Source organism: Photobacterium leiognathi, assembly GCF_030685535.1.
GTDB classification, from domain to species: domain Bacteria; phylum Pseudomonadota; class Gammaproteobacteria; order Enterobacterales; family Vibrionaceae; genus Photobacterium; species Photobacterium leiognathi.
Genome location: NZ_CP131599.1, coordinates 915,855 through 940,182 on the forward strand (window position 1 = coordinate 915,855; position 24,328 = coordinate 940,182).

23 protein-coding genes are annotated in these 24,328 nt (G+C 38.6%); 6 read left to right on the forward strand and 17 right to left on the reverse strand.

Features of this window, described 5'->3' with window-relative positions; all coding sequences use genetic code 11:
- Positions 1–27 precede the first annotated feature (27 nt).
- The 5 genes from Q7674_RS04280 to Q7674_RS04300 form a co-directional block, all read right to left on the reverse strand.
- Positions 28–501: a hypothetical protein gene (locus tag Q7674_RS04280; protein ID WP_045062356.1), complete on the reverse strand. Its 474-nt coding sequence runs from the start codon at positions 499–501 to the stop codon at positions 28–30.
- Entirely contained in the window at positions 501–1,283 is a 783-nt protein-coding gene (locus tag Q7674_RS04285; protein ID WP_045062355.1) for a winged helix-turn-helix domain-containing protein, read from the reverse strand. The genes Q7674_RS04280 and Q7674_RS04285 overlap by 1 nt, the downstream gene beginning before the upstream one ends.
- Positions 1,284–1,433: 150 nt before the next feature.
- Positions 1,434–2,828: a peptide MFS transporter gene (locus Q7674_RS04290; protein WP_045062354.1), complete on the reverse strand. Its 1,395-nt coding sequence runs from the start codon at positions 2,826–2,828 to the stop codon at positions 1,434–1,436.
- Positions 2,829–3,239: 411 nt separating this feature from the next.
- Positions 3,240–4,196: an electron transfer flavoprotein subunit alpha/FixB family protein gene (locus Q7674_RS04295; protein ID WP_045062353.1), complete on the reverse strand. Its 957-nt coding sequence runs from the start codon at positions 4,194–4,196 to the stop codon at positions 3,240–3,242.
- On the reverse strand, positions 4,196–5,029 hold the full coding sequence (locus tag Q7674_RS04300; protein WP_045062543.1) for an electron transfer flavoprotein subunit beta/FixA family protein: 834 nt from the start codon (positions 5,027–5,029) through the stop codon (positions 4,196–4,198). Before Q7674_RS04300 ends, Q7674_RS04295 begins: the two co-directional genes overlap by 1 nt.
- 146 nt (positions 5,030–5,175) lie before the next feature.
- On the opposite strand from Q7674_RS04300, the gene Q7674_RS04305 reads away from it, so the two are divergent.
- Both Q7674_RS04305 and pflB read left to right on the forward strand, forming a co-directional pair.
- Entirely contained in the window at positions 5,176–6,882 is a 1,707-nt protein-coding gene (locus Q7674_RS04305; protein WP_045062352.1) for an electron transfer flavoprotein-ubiquinone oxidoreductase, read from the forward strand.
- A 382-nt stretch (positions 6,883–7,264) separates the two neighbouring features.
- Positions 7,265–9,562, forward strand: a complete 2,298-nt coding sequence (gene pflB / locus Q7674_RS04310) for a formate C-acetyltransferase (RefSeq protein ID WP_305421822.1) — start codon at positions 7,265–7,267, stop codon at positions 9,560–9,562.
- Between the two features lie 123 nt (positions 9,563–9,685).
- On the opposite strand, the gene Q7674_RS04315 is transcribed toward pflB, so the two are convergent.
- The 4 genes from Q7674_RS04315 to murQ form a co-directional block, all read right to left on the reverse strand.
- Positions 9,686–10,723 (reverse strand): Kiwa anti-phage protein KwaB-like domain-containing protein, encoded by a 1,038-nt coding sequence (locus tag Q7674_RS04315; RefSeq protein WP_305421824.1) that lies wholly within the window; start codon positions 10,721–10,723, stop codon positions 9,686–9,688.
- Positions 10,724–10,727: 4 nt separating this feature from the next.
- Positions 10,728–11,345, reverse strand: a complete 618-nt coding sequence (locus Q7674_RS04320; protein WP_045062350.1) for a KwaA family protein — start codon at positions 11,343–11,345, stop codon at positions 10,728–10,730.
- Between the two features lie 428 nt (positions 11,346–11,773).
- Positions 11,774–13,228 carry a PTS N-acetylmuramic acid transporter subunit IIBC gene (gene murP, locus Q7674_RS04325; RefSeq protein ID WP_305421826.1) on the reverse strand — a complete coding sequence of 485 codons (1,455 nt, stop codon included), beginning with the start codon at positions 13,226–13,228 and terminating at the stop codon, positions 11,774–11,776.
- Between the two features lie 30 nt (positions 13,229–13,258).
- A complete protein-coding gene (murQ, locus tag Q7674_RS04330) occupies positions 13,259–14,164 on the reverse strand; it encodes an N-acetylmuramic acid 6-phosphate etherase (protein ID WP_305422612.1) in 906 nt (301 codons plus the stop codon).
- A 252-nt stretch (positions 14,165–14,416) separates the two neighbouring features.
- Between murQ and Q7674_RS04335 the strand changes: the two genes are divergently transcribed.
- The gene (locus tag Q7674_RS04335; RefSeq protein WP_045062343.1) at positions 14,417–15,268 is read left to right on the forward strand and encodes an SIS domain-containing protein; all 852 of its coding nucleotides are present in this window, start codon (positions 14,417–14,419) and stop codon (positions 15,266–15,268) included.
- Positions 15,269–15,320: 52 nt separating this feature from the next.
- On the opposite strand, the gene Q7674_RS04340 is transcribed toward Q7674_RS04335, so the two are convergent.
- Both Q7674_RS04340 and Q7674_RS04345 read right to left on the reverse strand, forming a co-directional pair.
- The gene (locus Q7674_RS04340) at positions 15,321–16,583 is read right to left on the reverse strand and encodes a dicarboxylate/amino acid:cation symporter (protein WP_305421828.1); all 1,263 of its coding nucleotides are present in this window, start codon (positions 16,581–16,583) and stop codon (positions 15,321–15,323) included.
- 413 nt (positions 16,584–16,996) lie between these two features.
- On the reverse strand, positions 16,997–17,827 hold the full coding sequence (locus tag Q7674_RS04345; protein ID WP_305421830.1) for a hypothetical protein: 831 nt from the start codon (positions 17,825–17,827) through the stop codon (positions 16,997–16,999).
- Positions 17,828–18,149: 322 nt separating this feature from the next.
- On the opposite strand from Q7674_RS04345, the gene Q7674_RS04350 reads away from it, so the two are divergent.
- Entirely contained in the window at positions 18,150–18,443 is a 294-nt protein-coding gene (locus Q7674_RS04350; RefSeq protein ID WP_045062338.1) for a hypothetical protein, read from the forward strand.
- 3 nt (positions 18,444–18,446) lie between these two features.
- Here Q7674_RS04350 and Q7674_RS04355 read toward each other — a convergent pair whose 3' ends face one another.
- Positions 18,447–18,599, reverse strand: coding sequence for a hypothetical protein (locus Q7674_RS04355; protein WP_155395141.1), 153 nt, complete (start codon positions 18,597–18,599; stop codon positions 18,447–18,449).
- Between the two features lie 183 nt (positions 18,600–18,782).
- On the opposite strand from Q7674_RS04355, the gene hemB reads away from it, so the two are divergent.
- Positions 18,783–19,775, forward strand: a complete 993-nt coding sequence (hemB, locus tag Q7674_RS04360) for a porphobilinogen synthase (RefSeq protein WP_305421832.1) — start codon at positions 18,783–18,785, stop codon at positions 19,773–19,775.
- Between the two features lie 112 nt (positions 19,776–19,887).
- Here hemB and Q7674_RS04365 read toward each other — a convergent pair whose 3' ends face one another.
- Positions 19,888–20,505, reverse strand: coding sequence for an HAD family hydrolase (locus tag Q7674_RS04365; protein ID WP_045062334.1), 618 nt, complete (start codon positions 20,503–20,505; stop codon positions 19,888–19,890).
- A gap of 368 nt (positions 20,506–20,873) precedes the next feature.
- Between Q7674_RS04365 and Q7674_RS04370 the strand changes: the two genes are divergently transcribed.
- Positions 20,874–21,230, forward strand: a complete 357-nt coding sequence (locus Q7674_RS04370) for a YibL family ribosome-associated protein (protein WP_008989219.1) — start codon at positions 20,874–20,876, stop codon at positions 21,228–21,230.
- A 75-nt stretch (positions 21,231–21,305) separates the two neighbouring features.
- On the opposite strand, the gene Q7674_RS04375 is transcribed toward Q7674_RS04370, so the two are convergent.
- The 4 genes from Q7674_RS04375 to Q7674_RS04390 all read right to left on the reverse strand — a co-directional run bounded on the left by Q7674_RS04375 (position 21,306) and on the right by Q7674_RS04390 (position 24,222).
- On the reverse strand, positions 21,306–21,971 hold the full coding sequence (locus Q7674_RS04375) for a YdcF family protein (RefSeq protein ID WP_107229547.1): 666 nt from the start codon (positions 21,969–21,971) through the stop codon (positions 21,306–21,308).
- A 421-nt stretch (positions 21,972–22,392) separates the two neighbouring features.
- A complete protein-coding gene (locus Q7674_RS04380) occupies positions 22,393–22,932 on the reverse strand; it encodes a YaeQ family protein (RefSeq protein WP_045062333.1) in 540 nt (179 codons plus the stop codon).
- Between the two features lie 189 nt (positions 22,933–23,121).
- On the reverse strand, positions 23,122–23,436 hold the full coding sequence (locus Q7674_RS04385; RefSeq protein WP_045062331.1) for a GIY-YIG nuclease family protein: 315 nt from the start codon (positions 23,434–23,436) through the stop codon (positions 23,122–23,124).
- Positions 23,437–23,562: 126 nt separating this feature from the next.
- Positions 23,563–24,222, reverse strand: coding sequence for a YceH family protein (locus Q7674_RS04390; protein ID WP_045062329.1), 660 nt, complete (start codon positions 24,220–24,222; stop codon positions 23,563–23,565).
- Positions 24,223–24,328: the final 106 nt, after the last annotated feature.

The window sequence follows — 24,328 nt, forward strand, 5'->3', positions numbered from 1 at the left end:
TGAATACATATCGCCGTTAGTTATTATCTATTCGTTTAGCCCTTTCTTCATGTATAACTGCACGTAATCGTTATCATTAACATGAATAATAACTATCTTTGAATCGTTATATATCATCTTGAAATTTCGATATTTCCCTTGCTGAGAAGTAAAAAGGAAATGAGTATAAGGCGATGATTTAGCAGCATTATTAACTTTTACTTGCTGCAGTAATACCAGATTAGATTTCACTCGATAACTACCATCAAAAAAACTATAAAACTGTCCTTTTTCTCTAAAGATTGCAGTATCACTGATATCATCACCATCAACAAAAACTTCTGCTGTATATGTATTGCGCTTAAAATTAACTTTTGTATAAATACGCCAATCACCATGCTGGTCAGTAAATTCGCGAAGCTCTGAAACAAACTTTGTATGATTCACAAACTGATCATGGCTGAACCAAAGTGAATAACCAAATAAACATAAACAAGAAATAAAGAATAAAATGGCTCTCATTACTTATCACCTTTAGGCAAATTACTACCTAACTTTTCTATCAGGTTCTTCTCATCAAGAATGAGGCTCACCCCTTGAGATTTTGCAGGATTAAAATAAGAAATATTAAAATGGCCTGAAATTTTATCGACAAAGAAAAGGCAGTCACATTTTTGCTGTGATAATAGATAGCTTATTTCTTGAGGTAACTCCATGCTTTTAGGTGTGATCACCGTATGAGTAAAACCATTACTGCTCAATTCTATTAAGTGATAGCTATCATCAATATAGCGCTCGTTATCAGAGGGAAGAAAACGTAAAAAATTAAATAAAGACCCACCAATCAAAAGTGCTGATAGCACAAATAAAATTTTATTGCGTAAAGACATTGCCGACGGTTGTTCACTCGTCGACTCAGTAGCTTGAATAAGGCTATCTTCAGTTGCTAAATACTCCTCTAGATCAGTTAAATTATCCATTTCTGCTATAGGAGTAACGTCGTTAGAAACCAGCTTATAACCAACTCTTGGGATAGTTATAATTAATTCTTCATCTTCCAAAAAAAACGCTAAAGCTTTCCTTAACTTAGCAATAGATTTGGTTAAAGATGAGTCTGTTACTACAGTATGTTGCCAAGCAAATTCTTTTAACGTTTCCTTTAACACTATCTCATTAACTTCGTTTAAGAGTAACTCTAGTAACTTAGTTTCAGTAAAACTTAATACCTGTTGCTTATTCCCTTGGCTTAAAGTGCCTCGTTTGCAACAAAAGTTTATATTTTTAATTTTAAAATCATTCCGCATTTCAAAATGCTCACAGCTCTACCACATATGATTATTCCTATCATCAAGATAACAAAATAAAAATAATCACAACAATCGACCATCAAATTATAACAAAAAAGCCCATGGCTATACCTAACCATGGGCTAAACAAAAATGATTTATTTAGAATTAATTCGCTTCTGCAAGTTGTGCTTCTGCTTCTTTCATTTCAGTTGTTGACTGACCTTCAGCACCGTGCATCCAATCAATAAGTTTACCTGAGAACAAGATAAGAATGAGGCCAGAAACCGTTGCTGCTGAAGCAATACCACCGAAGATAGCTAGTGCGCCTGCATCACCAATGTGAGAACCGATAATACCTGCTAGGTAGTTTGCTAATGCGTTAAACGAGAACCACACACCCATTAGTAATGAACATAAACGTAGCGGTGCAAGTTTTGTCACCATAGATAAACCAATCGGTGATAAACACAGCTCGCCTAACGTATGGAAGAAATATGCACCTACAAGCCATAGCATTGATGTTTTCACTGTTAAGTCACCGCCTTGCTCCATTGCAGCGCCTACCATGAATAGGAAACCAATCGCTAAGAAGAACAATGCTAATGCAAACTTAATTGGTGAGCTTGGCTCTTTAGGACCCATTTTCACCCATAGTGCAGCGATAACAGGCGCTAGTGTAATAATGAAGAACGGGTTAAGTGATTGGAACCACTCAGTTGGTACTGTAAAGCTACCAATAACACGGTCAGTATATTGCTGAGTGTAGATATTCATTAAACCACCAGCTTGCTCAAAACCAGCCCAGAACACAACAACAAATAGACCCATGATCATGATCACTTTTAGGCGATCACGCTCAACTTTAGTTAATGGCTCTTTCTTACCTGATTTGTTTTTCGCAGCGTCACGTTTTGCTGCAGGCTCAATACCAATGCGACCAAGTAAACGACGAGCAAATAGCATTTGCAGTGTTAGACCAATACAGATACCAATACCTGCTGTCGCAAAACCTGCTTTATAGCCCCAAATTGAAACTGCCGTACCTGCGATAATACCCGCAAGTAGCGAACCTAAGTTGATACCCATATAGAAGATAGTAAATGCACCATCACGACGGTTATCACCCTCTTCATATAAGTCACCAACCATGGTTGAGATATTGGCTTTAAACAGACCATTACCAACAATCATTAAAGTCAGGCCAGCATAGAAAACATGCAGTGCAGAATCACCAACAACGGAGTTAGGCAATGCCAAAACAAACTGAGCGGCTGCCATTGCTACACCACCGATCATCACACATCGGCGCTGACCTAAAAAGTTATCGGCAATCCAACCACCAATCAAAGGCGTTAAGTAAACAAGACCCGTGTATGTTGCGTATAGACCCAAGGCATCTTTCGTTGTCCAGCCAAAACCACCATTCATGGTTTTCTCTGTAAGGTAAAGAACGAGGATTGCACGCATGCCGTAAAAACAGAAGCGTTCCCACAATTCAGTACCAAAAAGTAGGAACAACCCTTTTGGGTGTCCTAATAGAGTGCCTTGCTCTTTGCTCATAACTATTCCTTTCAATCTCAATTTTATTCAATAAATGAATACCAGAAACGTTATAAAGCATAGTGAGTTATCATTCAACAAAGGATAATATCGCTACATTGTATAATTTATGTAACCACATGTTATAAAAGCAATTAATTAAAACACCCAAAAAACTATGAAACATTGTGTTACATTTACCTTTCAGACTATAAGACTAAACAAATGCTTAACAAGTAAAATATAAAACCACAAAACAAACACGATACAGTTATTAAATCTAAATTTTAGATTAATTTTTAATCTTAACAACAAAATGCATCATGCATAGCAAAAAATCACTATTAAAAAGTTAAATACGAATTATTCCACTAAGATGCAAATAGATATACTGACAATGCTCTGACAGTCAATACTCTATGCTAAAAAACATTATTCATATTTATGAATAAAATCAGGGATCAGTTCAAATAGATCTCCCACTAATCCATAATCCGCATAACTGAAAATTGTAGCTTCAGGATCTTTATTAATAGCCACAATGACTTTGGCATCTTTTATACCTGCAATGTGTTGAATCGCCCCTGAAATGCCCACAGCTATGTACAGATCGGGGGAAATTATCTTACCCGTCTGCCCTACTTGGTGATCATTTGAAATATAGTCAGCATCTACAGCGGCTCGTGATGCCCCCACTGCACCACCTAACACATCGGCTAGTTGTTCGATCAATACAAAGCCTTCTTTACTTGCGACACCTCTGCCACCAGCAACCACGACATTGGCATTAGCTAACTCTGGACGTTCACTTTTAGATACTTGTAACTCAACAAAGCGTGTCGATGTACTTTCAAAAGCCTTATCAAGATGAACAATCTCAGCACGACTATCACTACTATTACAGGCATCAAAACTTGCGGCACGAATGGTTGAGACGATATAAGAATCACTTGAACTCACTTCCGCAATCGCATTGCCTGCATAAATAGGTCGAGCCACAGAATGTAGAGACGTAAATCCCATCACATCTGACAGTTGTTCAACATTCAGTTTTGCTGCAATACGAGGGAGCAGATCTTTACCTTGAGTGCTTGAGCTTATAAATAGATGAGTATATTGAGGGGCGATGTCGACAACCAACTTTGCAATATTTTCAGCAAGCAAATATTGATAACATTCATCATCTACAACCAATACTTGCTCTACACCCTCTAAATACGAAGCTTGCTCTGCCGCATTCGCACAATCACAGCCAACCACCAGCACAGATATAGTGACGTTGTCACTGTATTGTTTTAATGAATGAGCCGCTGTTATTGCTTTACGTGTAGCGATAGATAGATTCACCTGATCATGTTCAGCAATGATCAATACTTTAGCACTGTCCATTAGATCACCTTCGCTTCCTGAGTAAGTTTATCAATCAACTCATCAATGCTTTCCACCATCACACCTGCACTGCGCTGTTGAGGTTTACTATATTTAATAATGGTTTGAGAAGATGGTTTAGCTAATGACGCTAAATTGGGATATTGCGAGATGTTGTCATCAATGAAAGTAGCTAAAGAAAAGCAAATAAGCGGCTTGGATTTCGCCTTCATGATATTTGGCAAAGACGCAAAACGCGGTGTGTTTAGTCGAAGATCACAGCTAACCACACAAGGTAAATTGACCGATAAGGTTTCAAGCCCTGTATCCACTTCTCTTGTGACTAATAACGCAGGATTACCACGATTTGGATCCGGCGTTATCTCTGAAGCAAATGTGGCTTGAGGCCAATCTAATAAACCAGCCAACATTTGTGGCGTTTGATTATTATCACCATCAATAGATTGTTTTCCCATCAACACCAAATCGCAGTCTTGTTGTTGTGCCAATACAGCTAACACATTCGCAACTTTTAATGGTGTAAATAGGCTAACACTGGAAGTTGTAGCATTATCTAATGGAAAATCAGCAGTATTAATATGAATAGCACGATCACCGCCTAATGCTAATGCAGTTCTTAATGATTCATTAGAACTGTCATCGCCAATACTTACTACAATGATTTCTTGTGCTAAGCCTTGCTCTTTCATTTGTACCGCTTGTTCAAGAGCAATAGCACAAAACGGATTAATGGTCATTTTCACATTGTGATCATCAATACCACTGTGATCGTCTTTGACACGAATAGCCACATACGGGTCTATTACTCGCTTAATCGCAACAAGAATTTTCAAACTAGACTCTGCCATATCGCACACCTCTTATAAGAAGTCGTTGATTTAACGGCTAATACTGGAATGTGTTACTTTCTTTGAGCCTAGTTGAATTTACGTTTACGTCAACTGGACTATAGTTAAATGAAACAGTAAAGGAGCACGCAATGGCAGAAGAAAACAGTACGCTAGAAAGTATCTCTTTTGATGTTTTGATTGTCGGGGCAGGTCCGGCGGGGTTATCAAGTGCAATTCAATTAGCGCAACTAGCCAAAGACCATCAACGCCCACTCTCCATTGCTGTAATAGAAAAAAGTGCTGACATTGGCGGGCATATCTTATCGGGGGCACTGTTTGATCCCCACGCATTAAACGAACTTATTCCCGACTGGCAACAAACCGATTGTCCCGTTATCACCAAAACAAAACAAGACGATTTCTACTGGCTTACTAATGATCACGCATCAATTACTATTCCTGCCCTTTTTCGCCCGAAAAACGCCGACAATAAAAACAGTTACGTGATCAGTTTAAGTGAATTATGCCGCTGGCTAGCAAAACAAGCAGAACAACTTGGTGTGGAAATTTATCCTGGATTCAGTGCAGAGAAAGTATTATTCGAGCATCAAAGAAGTGACATTGTCACTGAAGATAATGCAGATCTGCCCATCTATATGAGTAGTGTGAAAGGCATCATTACCAAAGCCATGGGAATAGATAAGCAAGGCGAACCTAAATCGACCTATCAACCTAGCATGATGATTAATGCACGCTATACCATTTTTGCCGAAGGTAGCCGAGGTCACTTGGGTAAATCACTGATCAAAAAACTGAAATTAGATAAACATAGCCAGCCACAACACTATGCGCTAGGCATTAAAGAAGTGTGGCAAGTACCTAAACATCATAAAGCTGGGCATGTCATTCACACTCTAGGTTGGCCTTTGAGTGAATCGCAGACCACTGGCGGCGCTTTTATGTATCACATGGATGATGAACATATCGCAGTTGGCTTGATCACCGACTTAAACTATCGCACCCCCTATTTAAGCCCATTTGATGAGTTTCAACGTTTAAAGCATCACCCTGTTTTTGCCACGGCACTTAAAGACGGCAAACGGATTGAATACGGTGCAAGAGCGATTACCAAAGGTGGTTTAGCCTCCCTACCTAAACAATCATTCCAAGGCGGTGTACTTATTGGTTGTGATGCTGGCACATTGAATATGAACAAATTGAAAGGTTGCCATACCGCTATGAAATCCGGGATGTTAGCAGCAAGAGCGATATACAGTGAATTGATGAAAGATCACAGCCATACCGAACCTTGCTACCAAGCCTTATTTGAAAGTAGTTGGCTATATGAAGAATTACATCAAGCCAGAAACACCTGCGCTAACATTCAGAAATTCGGACAACTTACAGGTGCTTTTGCAACGTTAATCGAGCAGAACCTCTTTAACGGTAACGCCAAATGGCAACTTAATCACAGCAAAGCCGATCACCAATGTTTACTACCTATTTCCGAAGCCACACCTATTCACTACCCCAAACCTGATAACCAATTAAGTTTTGATAAAACATCGTCGCTGTATCTTGCCTCGATTAATCACCCAGACGATCAACCCTGCCACCTTGTATTGCATGATGCTTTAATTCCAATACAGCAACACCTCACCAAGTTTGATGAACCCAGCCAACGCTACTGCCCAGCAGGTGTTTATGAAGTTATAGAAGAAAATAACCAAGTACGATTTCAAATTAATGCAGGGAACTGTCTACAGTGCAAAGCCTGCGATATAAAAGATCCATCACAGAACATTTCATGGACACCACCCGAGAGTGGATCAGGGCCTAATTATAGAAAAATGTAATAAGTCCAAACTTTTTTTGAATGTAAAATCCCTCAGACAACAAAATGCTTCTAATGCCACACTGACAAGTAAAAACAAATAACATACTGTTTTTAAAAAATAAAGTAATTATCCTTTCAGCTTAACCATAATCGACATGCACAAAATGCATTTAAAAAATGAAAAGCATTCATTTTACTCATACACTTATAAATCATAGTATTTGCCTCAAGCCAAGAAGCAGCAAAGACAGCGAAATAACGCCTGTTAATAATCAAAAAAAGCTTCAAAAGCAGTGAATTAAAATCAGCCGATCGTGCTCAACACACATCAGATTTTAAGTTTATGGTGAGTCCATCTCATCATGACGCATTCGCATATATCACCTATTGAGGTAAACATTATGACAATCCCTACTACTGAAATGCTAGAAGCATGGAAAGGTTTTAGTGCTGGTAACTGGCAGCAAGAAGTTAATACGCGTGACTTTATCCAAACTAACTACACGCCATATGAAGGGGATGAGTCTTTCCTAGCTGATGTAACGGAAACAACAACATCACTATGGAATACCGTTCTAGAAGGTATTAAAGAAGAAAGCCGCACTCACGCACAAGTTGATTTCGATACTGATTTACCATCAACAATCACATCTCACGATGCTGGCTACATCAACAAAGATCTAGAAAAAATCGTAGGTCTTCAAACTGACCAACCACTTAAGCGTGCAATCATCGCTAACGGTGGTATTCGCATGGTTAAGAACTCATGTGAAGTATACGGTCGTCAACTAGACGAAAACGTAGAGAAAATCTTTACTGACTACCGTAAAACACACAACAAAGCATGTTTCGATCTATACACTAAAGAAATCCTAGCATGTCGTAAATCAGGTATCATCACAGGTCTACCAGATGCTTACGGTCGTGGTCGTATTATTGGTGATTACCGTCGTCTTGCACTATACGGTATTGATTTCCTTAAAGCTGACAAGCAAGAACAATACAAATCAACCCAAGCATTCCTAGAGCAAGGTCAAGATCTAGAAAAAACACTTCGCCTACGTGAAGAGCTAGCAGATCAAGTACAAGCACTAGAAGACATCCGTCAAATGGGCTTGAAATACGGCATCGACATGTCAGCACCTGCTCGCACAGCACAAGAAGCGATTCAGTTCACTTACTTCGGCTACCTAGCAGCAGTTAAGTCTCAAAACGGCGCAGCAATGTCACTAGGTCGTACATCAACATTCCTTGATGTCTTCATCGAGCGTGATATTCAAAATGGCTTGATCAACGAGCAAGAAGCGCAAGAGATGATCGACCACTTCATCATGAAGCTACGTATGGTGCGTTTCCTACGTACACCTGAGTACGATTCACTGTTCTCTGGTGACCCTATCTGGGCAACAGAAGCAATGGCGGGTATGGGTGTTGATGGTCGTACACTAGTAACGAAAACAACATTCCGTTACCTACATACGCTACATACAATGGGCCCAGCTCCAGAGCCAAACATGACGATTCTTTGGTCTGAGCAGCTACCGATTGCATTCAAGCAATACGCAGCGAAAGTATCGATTGAAACATCATCTGTTCAATACGAAAACGACGACCTAATGCGTCCTGATTTCAACAACGATGACTACGCAATCGCATGTTGTGTAAGCCCACAGGTTGTTGGTAAGCATATGCAGTTCTTTGGCGCTCGCGCTAACCTTGCAAAAGCTTTACTTTACACAATCAACGGCGGTGTTGACGAAAAATCAAAAGCACAAGTTGGTCCACAACTAGCGAAAATTGACGACGAAGTATTAGACTTTGATTCACTAATGCCACGCTTCGATTCAATGCTAGATTGGTTAGCAACACAATACGTGACAGCACTGAACATCATCCACTACTCTCACGACCGTTACAGCTACGAAGCATCACTAATGGCATTAATGGATCGCGATGTACGCCGTACAATGGCATGTGGTATTGCAGGTCTATCTGTAGTTGCTGACTCACTAGCAGCGATTAAGTTTGCCAAAGTAACACCAGTACGTGACGAAGATGGCGTAGCAATCGACTTCAACATCGAAGGCGACTACCCTAAATTCGGTAACAACGACCCACGTGTAGATGACATTGCTTGCGATCTTGTTGAGCGCTTCATGAAGAAGATTCAGAAGATGAGCATGTACCGTGAAGCAATTCCAACACAATCAATCTTAACCATCACATCAAACGTTGTGTACGGTAAGAAGACAGGTAACACACCTTGTGGTCGTCGTGCTGGTATGCCATTTGGCCCAGGTGCAAACCCAATGCACGGTCGTGATGAAAACGGTGCAGTAGCATCACTAACATCAGTATCTAAACTACCATTTGCTTACGCGAAAGACGGTATCTCATACACCTTCTCTATCGTGCCAAATGCATTAGGTAAAGATGAAAATACACAGAAACAAAACCTTGCAGCTCTAATGGATGGTTACTTCCACCACGAAGCAGCAGGCGCAACAGATGGCATCGAAGGTGGTAAACACCTAAACGTGAACGTATTAAACCGTGACATGTTATTAGATGCTGTTGAGCACCCAGAGAAATACCCACAGCTAACAATTCGTGTTTCTGGTTACGCAGTGCGTTTCAACTCACTAACTCGTGAACAGCAACAAGATGTAATTAGCCGTACCTTTACTAATAAGATTTAATAATTTGCTACTACGTTGGTAATACCTGACTGCCTACCCTAAGGTATTACCAATTTGCCGCCATAGTTCCCTACCTAGCTATGGCGGCTTTTTTGGCTTTTCGTTATTAGTAACAAAAGAAATTTAGGGTTGTATCGGTTGAATAGTTACTAACTCACCTTCTACATCGAACATTAGACCGTCAACTACCGTTTTAACACGCTTATTCTGAAGAAGAACTAATAACTCTTTTACATATTCCTTCTTTTCTATAACTTTAATCTTACCATCATCATCAAACTTAATTTGCCAATTACCTGCTTCATCAGCCGCATCACGTAATTTACGTAACCAGAGCTCATTATTGAAATGTTGCTTTTCATAGACAGATGCTAATTGACGCATTAAACGCTTATCATCGCCAATAATAGATATAAGTTTGTTAGATTCATCAGCATTCATCGCAAAACTTTTACCCAATGCAGAAATTGTTTCTGCTTTTTTCTCTTTCAATCGCTCATGATAATTCATAGCAGTTTCAAACTGAGTTAAATCAGCAATAAAAACGCTAGATTCATATTGAATAAAATCAACATAAGGTGTTATTTGAAACTTATTACTTTGATCAATTTCAACTACAAGGCGATTATTTTGATAACTTGTACGCAATGTTTTATTTGCAGTATTATTCAAAGACCAAGCACCTTTGATATAACGAAAAGCATATATGTTTTTTTCTGGCTCATCAAAAGTAAGTTGAATCACATAAGCATTGTAATTATTTAGCTCTGTTTCTTGCGTAATAGTGGTCAACTCACCATTTTCAACTTGCTCGATAAGTTGTGTTAAATCTGTCGAACTTGATTCAACATAAAAGAACCTATTATCTTGAATAGTCGTTATCGGACGTAATTCTTCAATATGCTCGGTTCCTTTAATACAATGAATTACATACTGACGAAAGTGTTCTTGATATTCAGAATGTACTTTTAGATTTTTAATATCACCAAAACGTTTGGATTTATTACTAACTTTAACATTAGTAACCCATAAATTTACTGTAGCTTTAGAAAGATCAATAGCTCTTAAATCAGCTAGTTTTTTATCCAAACTAGCTTGATCAGGTTCATGCTGAACTTCTTCTTGTAATGCCTCGACGATATTCGACTTATTATTTGCCATGTTGCTACCTATCAACTAATGCTGAAATAAAATTTATTCCTGAATTTTCAAGAAACCTTACTTTTTGTTCTGATTTACTAGCTGTTCCCATACATAGTGCACTTGCTGAATGTTCTATATTAGGCTGACCAACTTTTTTATATTCAATATCATACAAACGTATTCCTAAGAGTAAGAACATTGGGTTAAGTAAAATGATTTTCTCATTTCGTGTAAATGCGAACATAAACACTAAAAAAACTATTAATGATAAAATTGACTGCCAAGATTTATAATCAAATGCAAATAAACCAATAAGAAAAGGAAGTGTATAATTAATCATATCACCACGAATGGCTCTAACTTTTGTAAGTCTAATTTCATCTACGCCTTCAGAACGTATAAATAAGGTTCTCATAATAAAACCTGTACATAAAGTGGCAACTGAAGATATTAACAAACCAATTAAAGACCAAATACTAATATTCAGTCCCCATTGAATAAGTCCGAAAGGAATACCATCTGTATTATTATTTATATCTTTTATAAATAATATTAGAAAAAGAGGATAATACGAGCATAGAAAAATAAGTATCTCGACCCACAATTTTACATTTGTCTCTTGAGATCTAGTCGTTATCATTGACACTACCTATTAAAAATAGCTTTTAACATAATAGTTATTATAAAATCGATGATGATTAACAATTAATAATAACTTTTTATTAAAATCATTATAAAAACTTAATGACATATATTTTTATTATCTATTTGCTATTTTCATATAATGTTTACCTCACAAATACCTACACGGTTTATTTGGCAATGAGAATGTTAAAAAAGAAGGCACTAAATACAGCTCAATAAAAACAAAAGCTCATTATATCAATAACGATAGCACCAAAACGCAAAGGCTCGAAATCATAATTTGTAAGAAAATATAGACACACAAGAATAATTATTTACACCAGTAAAATAGCTATAAACAAAAAGCGGAGCCTGAGCTCCGCCTTGTCATTGCATTATTTGCGTTTTAATTAGAATTTCTGGCTATTCAATTACCACTCAATCTTAACTTAAATCGACATTTTTCGTACCGAAGAACCATGTTGCTACAAAACCTACTATATAAGCGATCAGCAAACCAATGGTGAATATTGCCATGCCAGCAAAGATACCTGAACTAGAAGTCATTAACGGTAAAGCCACAATGCCAGACGGGCCAAATACAGTGTTCAAACCTACTGGTAATCCCATATACGCGACGAGTCCAATAAAGAAACCACCAGCAGAACCACCCACACAAGCAGTAACAAAAGGTTTAACCCGTGGTAATGTCACACCATAGATAAGCGGCTCACCAATACCTAATAACCCCGGAATGATCGCCCCTTTTACTTGCACACGTAACAAAGATTCTTTTTTCGCTTTAGCATATAAAGCCAATGCTGCACCCACTTGACCAGCCCCTGCCATAGCTAAAATCGGGAAAAGTGAGTTAAAGCCTTGAGCGTCCATCAGTGCAAAGTAAACAGGTACAAAACCTTGGTGGATACCAAACATTACTGAGATTAAGAATAAACCCGCTAAGATCGCGCTACCGAATGGATTACCATTTAAGTTGATAAATAACCATGACATTCCTTTAAACAGCTCACCACCAATTGGCATGATAACTACAAAGGTAACAGCACCCATGATCAATAAGGTGATCATAGAAGTTAAAATCATGTCTAAATTATCTGGAATAAATTGGCGGACTTTTTTCTCAACCCAAGCACCAATTATGGCGGCAATCAGTACCCCGATAATATTGCCTCGAGGATCGATACTATTGCCGAAAAAGTCGTTCATTCCTGAGAAAATCCCAGACGTTGCATCCGGGTTATAACCAAGTACAAACAATGAAGCTAAAATTGCACCGTTTACGCCAGAACCACCAAACGCTTGCTGCGCATTATAGCCAATAAGGATGCTTAAGAAGCTAAATAAACCTTTACTGAAAACTTTCATATACGCAATTAAATCAAGTAAATGCGCATTAGGCGAAGCCTGCCCTATAACAAAAAGTTGTTCCAGCAAGGTCGCTATACCTAGTAATAAACCTGCGGCAATGAAACCGGGGATTAAAGGCGTAAATATGGTTGCAAACTTGCTTAGAAAGCGTTGTGCTGCACTTGTTTGTTTTTTCTTTAATTGCTGTTTATGTGCAGAAGCAACATCTTTTAGGTCGGAATGTTTTTTGGGCGTTGATTCCTCCCCACCTTGCTCATTCTCAAGCATGCTATTCATCATTTCAGCTGCGGTTTGTGCTTTGCCCGGTCCTAACACGATCTGAAATTGATCGTCACTTTCAACTAACCCCATTACCCCTGCAATACGTTTGATTGAGTCACGATCAGCTAAGCTATCATCTCGTAACGTAAGACGTAATCGCGTCATGCAGTTTCCGCATTTAATAACGTTTTCGTTACCGCCTATTGCAGTGAGTATCTCTTGCATCATTGAAGCAGTTATTTTGGTCATCTTATGATCCTCGATATAACCGATTATTTATTATTCTTGGTCTAAAAGTGCATGACGAATAAAGCCATGATGCTTACTGAGTTTTGCTGCTGCTAGATCTGCATTAATGTTGAGTAAAATCATAAGAATTGCAGTCTTACAATGGTTATTACATTGGGTGAGTGCCTCTGCTGCTTGTGATTCACTACACCCTGTCGCTTCAACTACAATATTTTTTTGACGCTGGATAAGTTTGGCGTTGGTTGCTTCAACATCAACCATTAAGTTTCCGAAGACTTTTCCCGTACGAATCATTGCCCCTGTGGTTAACATATTAAGCACTAATTTTTGGGCTGTTCCTGCTTTCATTCTTGAAGAGCCAGTGACGACTTCAGCACCAACAATCGGTGTGATATTAATGTCTGCAATCTCTGCCATTGGGCTATTGGCATTACAGCTTAATGCCGCAACTTTAGCGCCCACGCTTTTTGCGTAATTCATCGAGCCGATTACGTAAGGTGTACGACCGCTTGCGGCAATACCGACGAGTACATCTTTATGATTAAAGCCGATTTGTTGTAGATCAGTTGCGCCAAGTTCTTCGTTATCTTCTGCATTTTCAACTGCTTTTAATATGGCTTTGTGACCACCAGCAATTAAGCCAATCACTAAATCAGGATCTGAACCGTATGTTGGAGGGCATTCACTAGCATCTAAAATTCCTAGTCGGCCTGATGTGCCAGCACTAGTATAAATCAACCTACCACCTGATTGAAAAGCCTCTGCAATAAGATCTACAACCTTGGCAATCTCAGGAATAATCGCTTCTACCGCTAACGCGACTTTCTGATCTTCTTGATTAATCACTTTCAACATATCGATTGTTGAAAGCATATCGATATTCTCGCTTGCTACATTTCGACTTTCAGTCACTAAGGTTGTTAGATCAATTTTCATCATCAGCTCTCATCACTTGAAGGTTTCGTTGAGAGGCATCATAACGAATAAAAAATTCATTTAAGTGATAGTTATCACAACTAAAATTATTCATTTTGTGCCAAAATTAAAGAATAAACACGAGTCATAACTCTTTAAATCATTCTAAAAAATAGAAAAGTAACTTATTTATTCAAACAGTTAGCAACAATTAAGTCGAATGAATAATGTTTAAGTCTCATTGAATAATTAATTCATTAAAATTGGGTAAAAATGAGTATTTTAGAGCGAATGCAAAACCAAAGAAGTAGCTTATCGAGTAATGGAGTGAAAATATTAGACTTTATTCTTGAAGATCCCGCTTCTCTAAGTAGCTACGTAAGCCAAGATGTCGCGTTAAAGGTAGGTGTTTCACAATCAGGGGTGATCAAATTTGCACAGCGACTTGGTTTTAAAGGGTTTACAGCACTAAAACTTGCCATTATTGAAGATCTTGCTCAACAAAATGCGATTCTTGAGCCAAAAAGACCTATTCATAACAAAATTCATAGTGGTGACTCTTCACTAACTATTGCACAAAAATTACTTCAAGAAAAAACACATGCAATGGTCGCAACAACTAATGCACTTAATTATGCGGAATTTGAAACAGTCGTAAAACTCATTAATCAAGCGCAACGTATTCAAATTGTTGGTATTGGTGGCTCAGCATTAACAGCTAAAGATCTTACTTTTAAGTTGTTAAAAATAGGTATTACAGCACTCACAGAGCAAGATCCACATGTCCAAATAGCAACAGCTAATACATTAACAAAGAATGACATTCTCATCGCGATCTCCTTTTCAGGGAAACGAAAGGAAGTGCTGATGGCTGCACAATATGCTTATGAAAAAGGCGCAACAGTCATTGCTTTGACCAACGTAAAGAACAATCCATTGCGAAAATTAGCTCACTACACTATTGATACGATTGCAGATGAAATACAATTTCGCAGTTCTTCTATCTCTTCTCGTACAGCCCAGAACGTTATTACTGATCTTCTTTTCATGGCTTTACTACAAATACGAAGTGATGATGCAAAACTACTGCTCAATGATATCTCTTCCGCAATTGAGAAGATTTAATATAAGTAAAAGCGGAGCCTGAGCTCCGCTTTGTCATTGAATGAATTTACTTTTAAGCAGGGTTTACTTCTGCATTGACTGGCTCTTCAATAGCACCTTCGGTTTTAGCAACAATGGTGTTTACTGCTGTATCACCTACCACGTTTGATGAAGTACAGAACATATCGTTAATACGATCGACTGCCGCAACAATGGCTAAGCCTTCTGCTGGTAATCCTAATTGGTTCAGCAATACGCCTACCATCACGATACCACCGCCCGGTACACCACCAGCACCTACAGACAATAGCAAGATAGTTAACCCTAATGTCACGATATCTGACGAGTTAATTGGCTGACCAAATGCGTTCGCAACAAAGATGGTTGCCAATGCAATGTAAATAGAAACACCTGACATGTTCATGGTTGCACCCAGTGGTACACCAAAACCTGCGACTGATTTTGATACGTTCAATTTTTCCGTAAGGGTACGCATAGTTACAGGGATAGTTGCGTTTGAACTTGCTGTTGATAGAGAGAATAAGATCTGCTCACGAGTCGCACGTAAGAAGATTTTCGGAGATGTTCCTGTCGCAATACTTACAGCCATTGGATAGAAGAAGAAGATCCAGAACACCAGCATACTAACAACTAACGCGACGTAACCTGCAACAGATAACAGCGTATTTGAATCCAGTGTTGCCCCTAATTGGATCATTAGAGCGAATACGCCGTATGGTGCTAGGCTCATCACTAAACCAACCAGCTTCATCATGATCTCATTGGCTACCTTAAAGGTACGAATAGCAGGACCACCACGAGAATCAAGTGCTTGAATTGCAAGACAAGTTAAAATCGCCATAAAAATGATTTGTAACATGTCGCCATTAGCAAAAGCTTGTACTGGGTTGCTTGGTACAATGTTCACCACTAAATCAAAGATATTAGGCGTTTCTGTTGTTGTCAGTTTAACGGTTTCAGATACGCTACCTGCTAAGTTAGCCCCTTTACCCGGCTGGAAAATCATACCTACCGCTAACGCAGCGCTGATCGCGATGATGGTATTGATAATGTAAAGCGCAAAAGTTTTACCACCAAGACGACCAAACGCTTTGACGTCTTTTAATTCTACGATACCGCAAACAATAGATACAAAGACAAGTGGCACAACGAGCAGTTTGATCAGTGATACAAACATACCACCTGCCCCTTCTGCTGCACCTAATAGATAGGTATCAAAGAGTGCTATATCGTTAAAAACATATTGGATTGCTGTTCCTATTATTAGACCTGCAAAAAGACCGACAAAGATCTTGGTTGAGAGCGATTTATCCATTGCTCATCTCCGACTGTTATGTTGAATTTTTATAATTTAATAGTGGCTAATAACACTATTTTGCTGCTGAGCCAGTGCATAGTACACAACAACGCAACAATTCAAAGATTTTATTTACAAAAATGCAACATTGATCATTTGGAGTATTTCACCAAAAACATATCCATTTTTCACATAACATATTGAGTGACAATGCATTAAGGGTCATTTTCGATTGCAGGATAAAATTTTATTTTGCAATCGGAAAATACATAAAATTGACTAATTTTTATTCAGAAACAGCTATTGCTAGACGATAAAAGAGATAGGTCAGTAGAGAGATTCTACATGGCAGGATTTAGCTTAGAAGTATTACTATGAGTTGGGAAAAGACGACATTACATTTCCCAACATAAAAAGCAAATTTACCAACATTAGAACAGAGATCTGATATGCTCTTGCTCACGCTTTAAGTGTATCAACATCGCTTCATTAGTGTAGTTAACTGGCGTTATTGCATTGTCACTAGTGAAAGTCGTTATATTGATATCACAGGTTTTATATTGTGTTTTTAACTCCGTCAATGACGAGCCAAATAACTCTTTTATTGTTAATGGTGCAGTATATGGTGAGGTGAGGTTTTCTTGATAAGTCACCACCGTTGTTGAGACTAAATCACTCATATTGTTATTGTCAGTGCACGTAAGATAGCGAATATCACCAGCATTGCTTGGGTTACTTGGTATATTTTGCCAGCTAAACGTCAATGTATCCGTTTGCTGGTTAGCTTCAACCTCAAACAATGCGACTCCGCTAGGCAAATCATCAATATAAGCATGAGAAATGATGTCATCGTTACGATACCAGTAGATCTCGTAGGTTTTATCCATTGGTAAGTTATTAAAATCAAGGCGTTTTCCACCAACAGCAACGGTATCTGCTTGATATCTTTTACCATCAGACACCACTTCAATTCTGTCCGGCTCAACAATAGATACGGCTTCTGGGGTGGAATTAACCATGACTGCAGCACCATACAGTTCATAAGGAGCCTCTGCATCTTCTACTGCATCTTTTACGCTTAACCAATAGTTAAAAGTCAGATCATTTAAGTTATAGGTGCAAGACATTTCAGGCATATTGCCACAATGCGGAGAATCTGGAGATATCTCTTCATTATTTTTATCAACACTATTATCACCGCCTCCCCCTCCCCCACAACCAGCTAATAAGGCAAGTGATAACAATCCAATGTGCTTTTTCATAACCATTCCTTTTGTTTTATAAAATACGCTAATTATGTTTATAGGCCTGGAAAGCAAAAAACAACTTATACATTTTAGTTAGTGACAACACCCACAATAACATTTGAGTAACAAATAGCTTTTCACTCAATAATTGATTTGCGCTATGTTTCACACACTATTGAGCCTTCATTGATGCACTGTTTTAGTTCAATAGCTCACCGCTTTTGGGCATTTTTTGGAAACAATCTCACGCATTACTATTAATCATATGATTTTGTTACTTATATTTTTGGTACGAGTCTTGAATATATTATGGTGCAACTCAAACCAAGGAGTGATTATGTATATTGAACATAAGCATTTTAAACTTCCCAACAACAGTTCTGAAGTAGATGTCTATATTAGCCCTACAGGCTCGATTCAATTTATGATCGAAGGGAAAAAGAAAGTATTAGAAGGCGATTTCCACAAGCTAGCTTTTAAGAAAATCGAATCAGGTGTTGATCTGGTATACAAAACTCGTTCAGTGAAAAGTTCATGGGACATTATTCTATCAAACAAGGACGCTGAGCTCTTATCACGCATGATTGACGAAGCCGATGAAAACTTTGAAATTATTATGCGAGATCTGTAAGCATTACTCGACATCTAACCAGCGTTCTCGCTTTGCTTGTTCTAAAGCAAGCTTTTCTTGCTGGTGGTAATATTTTCCAACCCCAAAACCACCAGCAAAACAAATGAGTATGCCAACTAAAATGAAGATCAATCTTCCCTGAGTAGTTTTATTCATCGTCCTTCTTATATCGCTGCAAATAAGCCCTTTAATAAATGATAGCTGTTTGTTTTGCGTAGCACGATTTCTCGTTAAAAACCATCTATTGATGTAATAGGTTTTTTGTTTCATTAAAATTTGATATGAATGTTATTTTTTGTATGATGTATGCGTATTTATTATTAAAAATGACAATATCCAATGACTAACTCTACTTCTACCCCCCTTAAACGCATCCGTCGTATGCGTCGCAGCGCAAATATGCGTGATCTTGTTCGTGAAAATGAATTCAAACTTGCTGATTTAATCCACCCTATTTTCATCGAAGAAACCCTAACGGAAGAAGTGCCAATCAGCACCATGCCGGGCATTTCACGCATTCCTGAAACCATGTTAGCAGATGAAGTAAAAGCGCTTTATCAGCTAGGTGTTCGCTATGTTATGCCGTTCGGTATTTCACACACTAAAGATGAAATCGGCAGTGATACATGGAATGATGATGGTTTATTGGCACGTATGGTGAAAACCATTAAAGCAGCATGTCCTGATATGATGGTGATTCCTGATATTTGTTTCTGTGAATACACTACCCACGGTCACTGTGGCGTTTACCACGATGAGCATGTACTAAACGATGAAACACTTGAGCTATTAGTTAAGCAAAGTGTTACAGCGGCTCGTGCCAATGCCGATATGTTAGCACCATCGGCTATGATGGATGGTCAAGTGAAAGCGATCCGTGAAGGTTTGGATGCCGCAGGTTTTGAGCATGTGGCTATTCTTGCTCATGCGGTGAAGTTTGCTTCTTCTTTCTATGGTCCGTTCCGTACTGCAGTTGATTGTGAATTAACAGGCGATCGCAAAGAGTACCAAATGGATTGTGCCAATGGCCGTCAAGCACTACAAGAAGCGCTACTTGATGAAGAAGAAGGCGCAGATATTCTGATGGTGAAACCGGGTACACCATATCTTGATGTGGTAGCAAATCTTCGCCGTGAAACCCACTTACCTTTAGCGGTTTACCAAGTGGGCGGTGAATACGCTGGAATTAAATTTGCAGCACTTGCTGGTGCATTAGATGAAAAACGTGTGGTTTACGAAACATTGACTGGCTTTAAACGTGCTGGTGCGGATTTGATTGTAAGTTACTACACTAAGCAAGTTGCACAGTGGATGGCTGAAGATAAGGCTTAAACCATAGCTGCTATCTAATCATTAACGTCTTAAGTCTATTCAATACACAAATAAGACTTAAGACGTTTATTTTTAATATGTTAAACGAAGTTACTTTACTTAATTACGCAAGCTAAAACGCTACACCCATTGCGTGTAACTCTCGCTCACATTGCTCTGCATGTTGAAATTGAATAGCAGATAACCCTACTGATTTTGCTCCGCTCACGTTATGTGGCATATCGTCTAAAAATACCGACTCTTGGGCTTCTAAATCATATTTCGATAGCAAAGACTGATAAATCTCAGGCTGTGGCTTTAATAAACACACGTCCGCCGAAACAATCTCACCATCAAACTGCTGCCAAAAATCGTATTTATTCTGCAGAAATGAAACAATTTCATTCACATTATCAGTAAGCGCAAACACTTTGTACCCTGCCGCTTTTATACGTTGTAATAGTTTCACTGAATCATAAATAAGGATTTGAGTTTGCTTGATGTAGTAAAAGAGACGTTCACATTCTGGCTTAGTTAAACCGTGAAAATCTTGATACTGAAGTTTTGTTTCTTCTTCCGTTAATAGGCCTTTGTTTAAATCTCGCCATGTTTTGCTATTAAATACAGCTTGTGCAAGTGGCTCAGGCTTTACGTCATCACCAAATGTCAGTTTTACTATTTCGGTAGGAGACCAACGAACCAGTACGTTACCCACATCGAAAACGACATTATTAATGTTACTGTGTTCCATATTCTCTCCTCTCGCAGTAAAGCTAAGTATTGGTAATAATAAAGAATTTTACTTGTATAGAAATAACCTACGCCCTTTAATTAGAACTGAAACTGAACAGGTTGTTCAAAAAGGTAACATTATTGGTTTGTTGTGATTCTTAACAATGTAAGCATAGTTCTCATCACACTGATTGGATGTTTAGCTTTATAGATGCTTTGATAATATGGATACTCGTTACAAGCTTGGAGTAGGTGCTAATAAAAAATACTTTCATGATATTGCTCACGATTTGGCAGATATAAGGTATAATATTGGTCAACTCAATACCCTACTCGCCACAATGCTGCGATTTGGTGTATTGCGAGCGTAAACACGAAGGTAATGAAATGAATTTAAACCAAGAGCTTCAAAATCTTAATAACCGCATGGACAAGTGCCAGCGTAAACTTGCTGCTGCTATTCAACGTGATGACAAAGTGATCATGAAGCAGTTTAAAGATGAGCTTCAAAAACTGAAGAAGAAAGTTCAAAACGTTAAACACCGTCAATCAGCGGAAGTTAGCAGCAAAAGTAAAGATGTTAAGTCTCTTGCTTTCAACCGTGTACTGACTAAAGCAGAACAAGCTGACATGGGCAAACTGAAGAAATCAGTGAAAGGTCTTGTTGTTGTTCACCCTATGACGGCTGTTGGTCGTGGTATGGGCTTAAAAGAAGTAACAGGTTTTGCTCCTAAACCATTCTAATTGGTTGTTAGTTGCAAATGAAAAAGGCGAACTCTCTAGTTCGCCTTTTTGCTTTTTAAGCTTCATAACATATAGTTATGACACTTTTTCTGAAAGCTGTATCGATAAATGCTGATCAAAACCATGATTGACTAAACACTCAAACGCATCCCACACATCTTCTGGAATTGGTTGTTTAGTTGAGAAGCCAAGCTCAGGATAAAAACGAATACGTTGTAGATCCCCCACCATGACATTGATCAAATCACCAAAACTAATAATATCATTGGCATAATCATCAAAACTCAGCTGAGGTGAGGTGACAATCGCAGGCATATTCGGCCACTGTTGTTCGAAAGTTGCGAGTGCTCGACGTTCCATAAAAGGCTTTTGTACCAGAATAAAACTACTTGGATGTAAGCCTTCTTGCTCCAGTAAACGACGGGTAAAAACCACGTTTTCGCCAGTATTAGTAGATTCAGGCTCAATCACGATATCTTGTTGTGGTACACCCATATCCATAGCCATTTTGGCAAAATGCTCGGCTTCAGATGTGCTATATAAGCCTTCGGTTAATTCACCGACACCGCCCGAAAATACAATGTACGGGGCTAATCCTTTTTTGTAGAGTTCAACTGCACGCTCGGCAACACGATCATCGTTGCTTCCCAGTACGAAAATACAATCACTCTTCACCATGGTGTGATTCAGTTGGTGATAGTCCCAAATTCGCTTTGCTAGATCATAAATTCGTTTTGGCATATATCGTCCTTATACGCAGCATTAAGAATGTAATAACTGATGATTAGCTTGGTAAAAAATAGCATTATGCGTCTTAGTTATGATTGCATAATGACAAAGATAAGAAATTCACTTAAAGCCAAGAATGCTGTTTCAATATTGATAATTGTATCGTGAATAGCAATAACTTATCTGATCTAATCAACGGTGGCATGCTACTTCTGCATCAATATTATATTCAAGCCTATATAACAAATACTGAATCACATCATAAAATCAGCAAAAAAAAGACGGTGTAGATCAAATCTACCCCGTCCAGTTTGTTTGGTCTTAATGTTGTAACTTCGGTAATACAATCACTATTGCCACTAACTCACTTCGGCGTTATATCGCAAAAATGGGTTATATCACCAACACTAAGCGAAACATTATTAATAGAAAATTAGCGCTTCCACCATTCAGGCAGGATTGTTACGTTCGCATTTGACGCACTCAACCAAGCCTGTTCTCCTTCGATAGTTAGTTGAAGTTGCATACTGCGTTCAACTACCTTCTCTAGCTCTTGTAGTTCTTCATCACGAATGAAAACCACTGAAACATTATCTAATGCATTGATTTTATTTTTGTTTGCTTGCCACCAAATTGGCGCAGCATTGTCGCCGTAAGCATAGATAATGACTTTATCTGCTTTGTGTGATGCTTTACGGATACGTTTTTCATCCGGTAGACCCAACTCAACCCATAATTCAATATCATCAATGATACTTTTCGTCCAAAGATCAGGCTCTTCCGTCGTGCTTACACCTTTGGTGAATTGTAAGTTTGGATCGGCGTTTAAGCCCCAAGCTAATACACGTAACATGAAACGTTGTAGGGTTTCAGATGGATGACAAGCAATGGTATGTTGCTGATCTAAATAGACATGGCGATCCATGTCGGCAACGTTCATGTTTACTTTGTAGATTGTGGCGTTAGTAGCTATGTAATTAACCTTACTTATTTGCTGTTGCATGTTATACGCCCTCCGTTGAGGATACGTCTTACACTTTTAGTGCCAGATCTGAGGCATATAACTTGAAATCTTTCTCATACCTGCACTAGTTGTTAAAAAACAGAGAATTACAGTGGGATATGAGAAATATGAATTTTAATCGAGATAATGCGCTTTACTTTACTCAGGATCTTGTTGGAATAGCTGATAAAGGCAGGTATTTTTTGTAATCAATTGTTCTTTTCGCTGCTTAGTCAGGGTTTTCTTGATCTTGTATTCAAACACCATCGCATCACGCTTATTACGTACTTGCTGTGACCACGCTAACGTCAACGGTCCTTTCCCTTTAAGGTACTTAGCCCCTTTTTTACTGTGTTGATGTTCATCAAAGCGACGTTCAACATCCGTTGTGACACCACAGTACAAGCTATTTGATGATGTTCGGATCAAATAAACATACCAAGGTGTTATCGTTTTTGTCTCTTCACTGCCCATCAAATACTCATCTCGCTTAAAACAAAAACAGGCCCAGCAATGCTGAACCTGTTCGTGTTGAGTATTTTAATCGTGTATGGCGACTAGGTGCAATAAATCATTGCTTAAATCACCTCAAAGCCAGATTTACTCCGTCAATGATGTTAGTACCGCTTGTAACTCAGCCACTTGCTGTTTTAATTCTGCGACATCATTTTCTAATTGAGCGATACGTTCGTTATTACCGCCAGCAGATGTAACCGCTTGTGCTGCGCTCTCATAGGCTGATAAATCAACTTCGCCACTAAATAGGTGCATGTAGCGACAATCACGCTTACCTGGCTCTCGTGGCAACTTAACAACGTATGGACCTTTCTCTTCACTTGCAAGTTTTGCTAGTACTGATTCCGCTTCACGTACGTCTGTAAACTCACAAAGACGATTTGTTCGAGTACGAATTTCACCTGCAGTTTGTGGACCACGAAGCAATAATACAATCAATGCGCCTAATTCTTGTTTTGTGAACTGTAGGCTACCAAACTCGGTATTACAAAAACGATGCTGAAACTTTGCTACACGGCTACCAAAGCTACTTACATCCGCCATCATGCGCTTGGCTTTTAACTCTTCTACGGTATCAAGCACAGTGGCTTCATCAAGTGACATTACAGGCTCACGGCTACTTTTTTGGTTACATGCCGTTGTTAATGCATTTAATGTCAACGGGTATTGATCTGGAGTCGTGATTTCTTTTTCAAGCATACAGCCAATCACGCGCGCTTGATTTTGTGTCAAATTAATTTCCATGACCGTCCTTCACCCTTTCTAACTCACCAAATAAAATAATAAATAGCGTACGCACGCTATGTATCAATGTTAGTCATTGTTCTTGCTAAGAAGATAGCACGTTCCA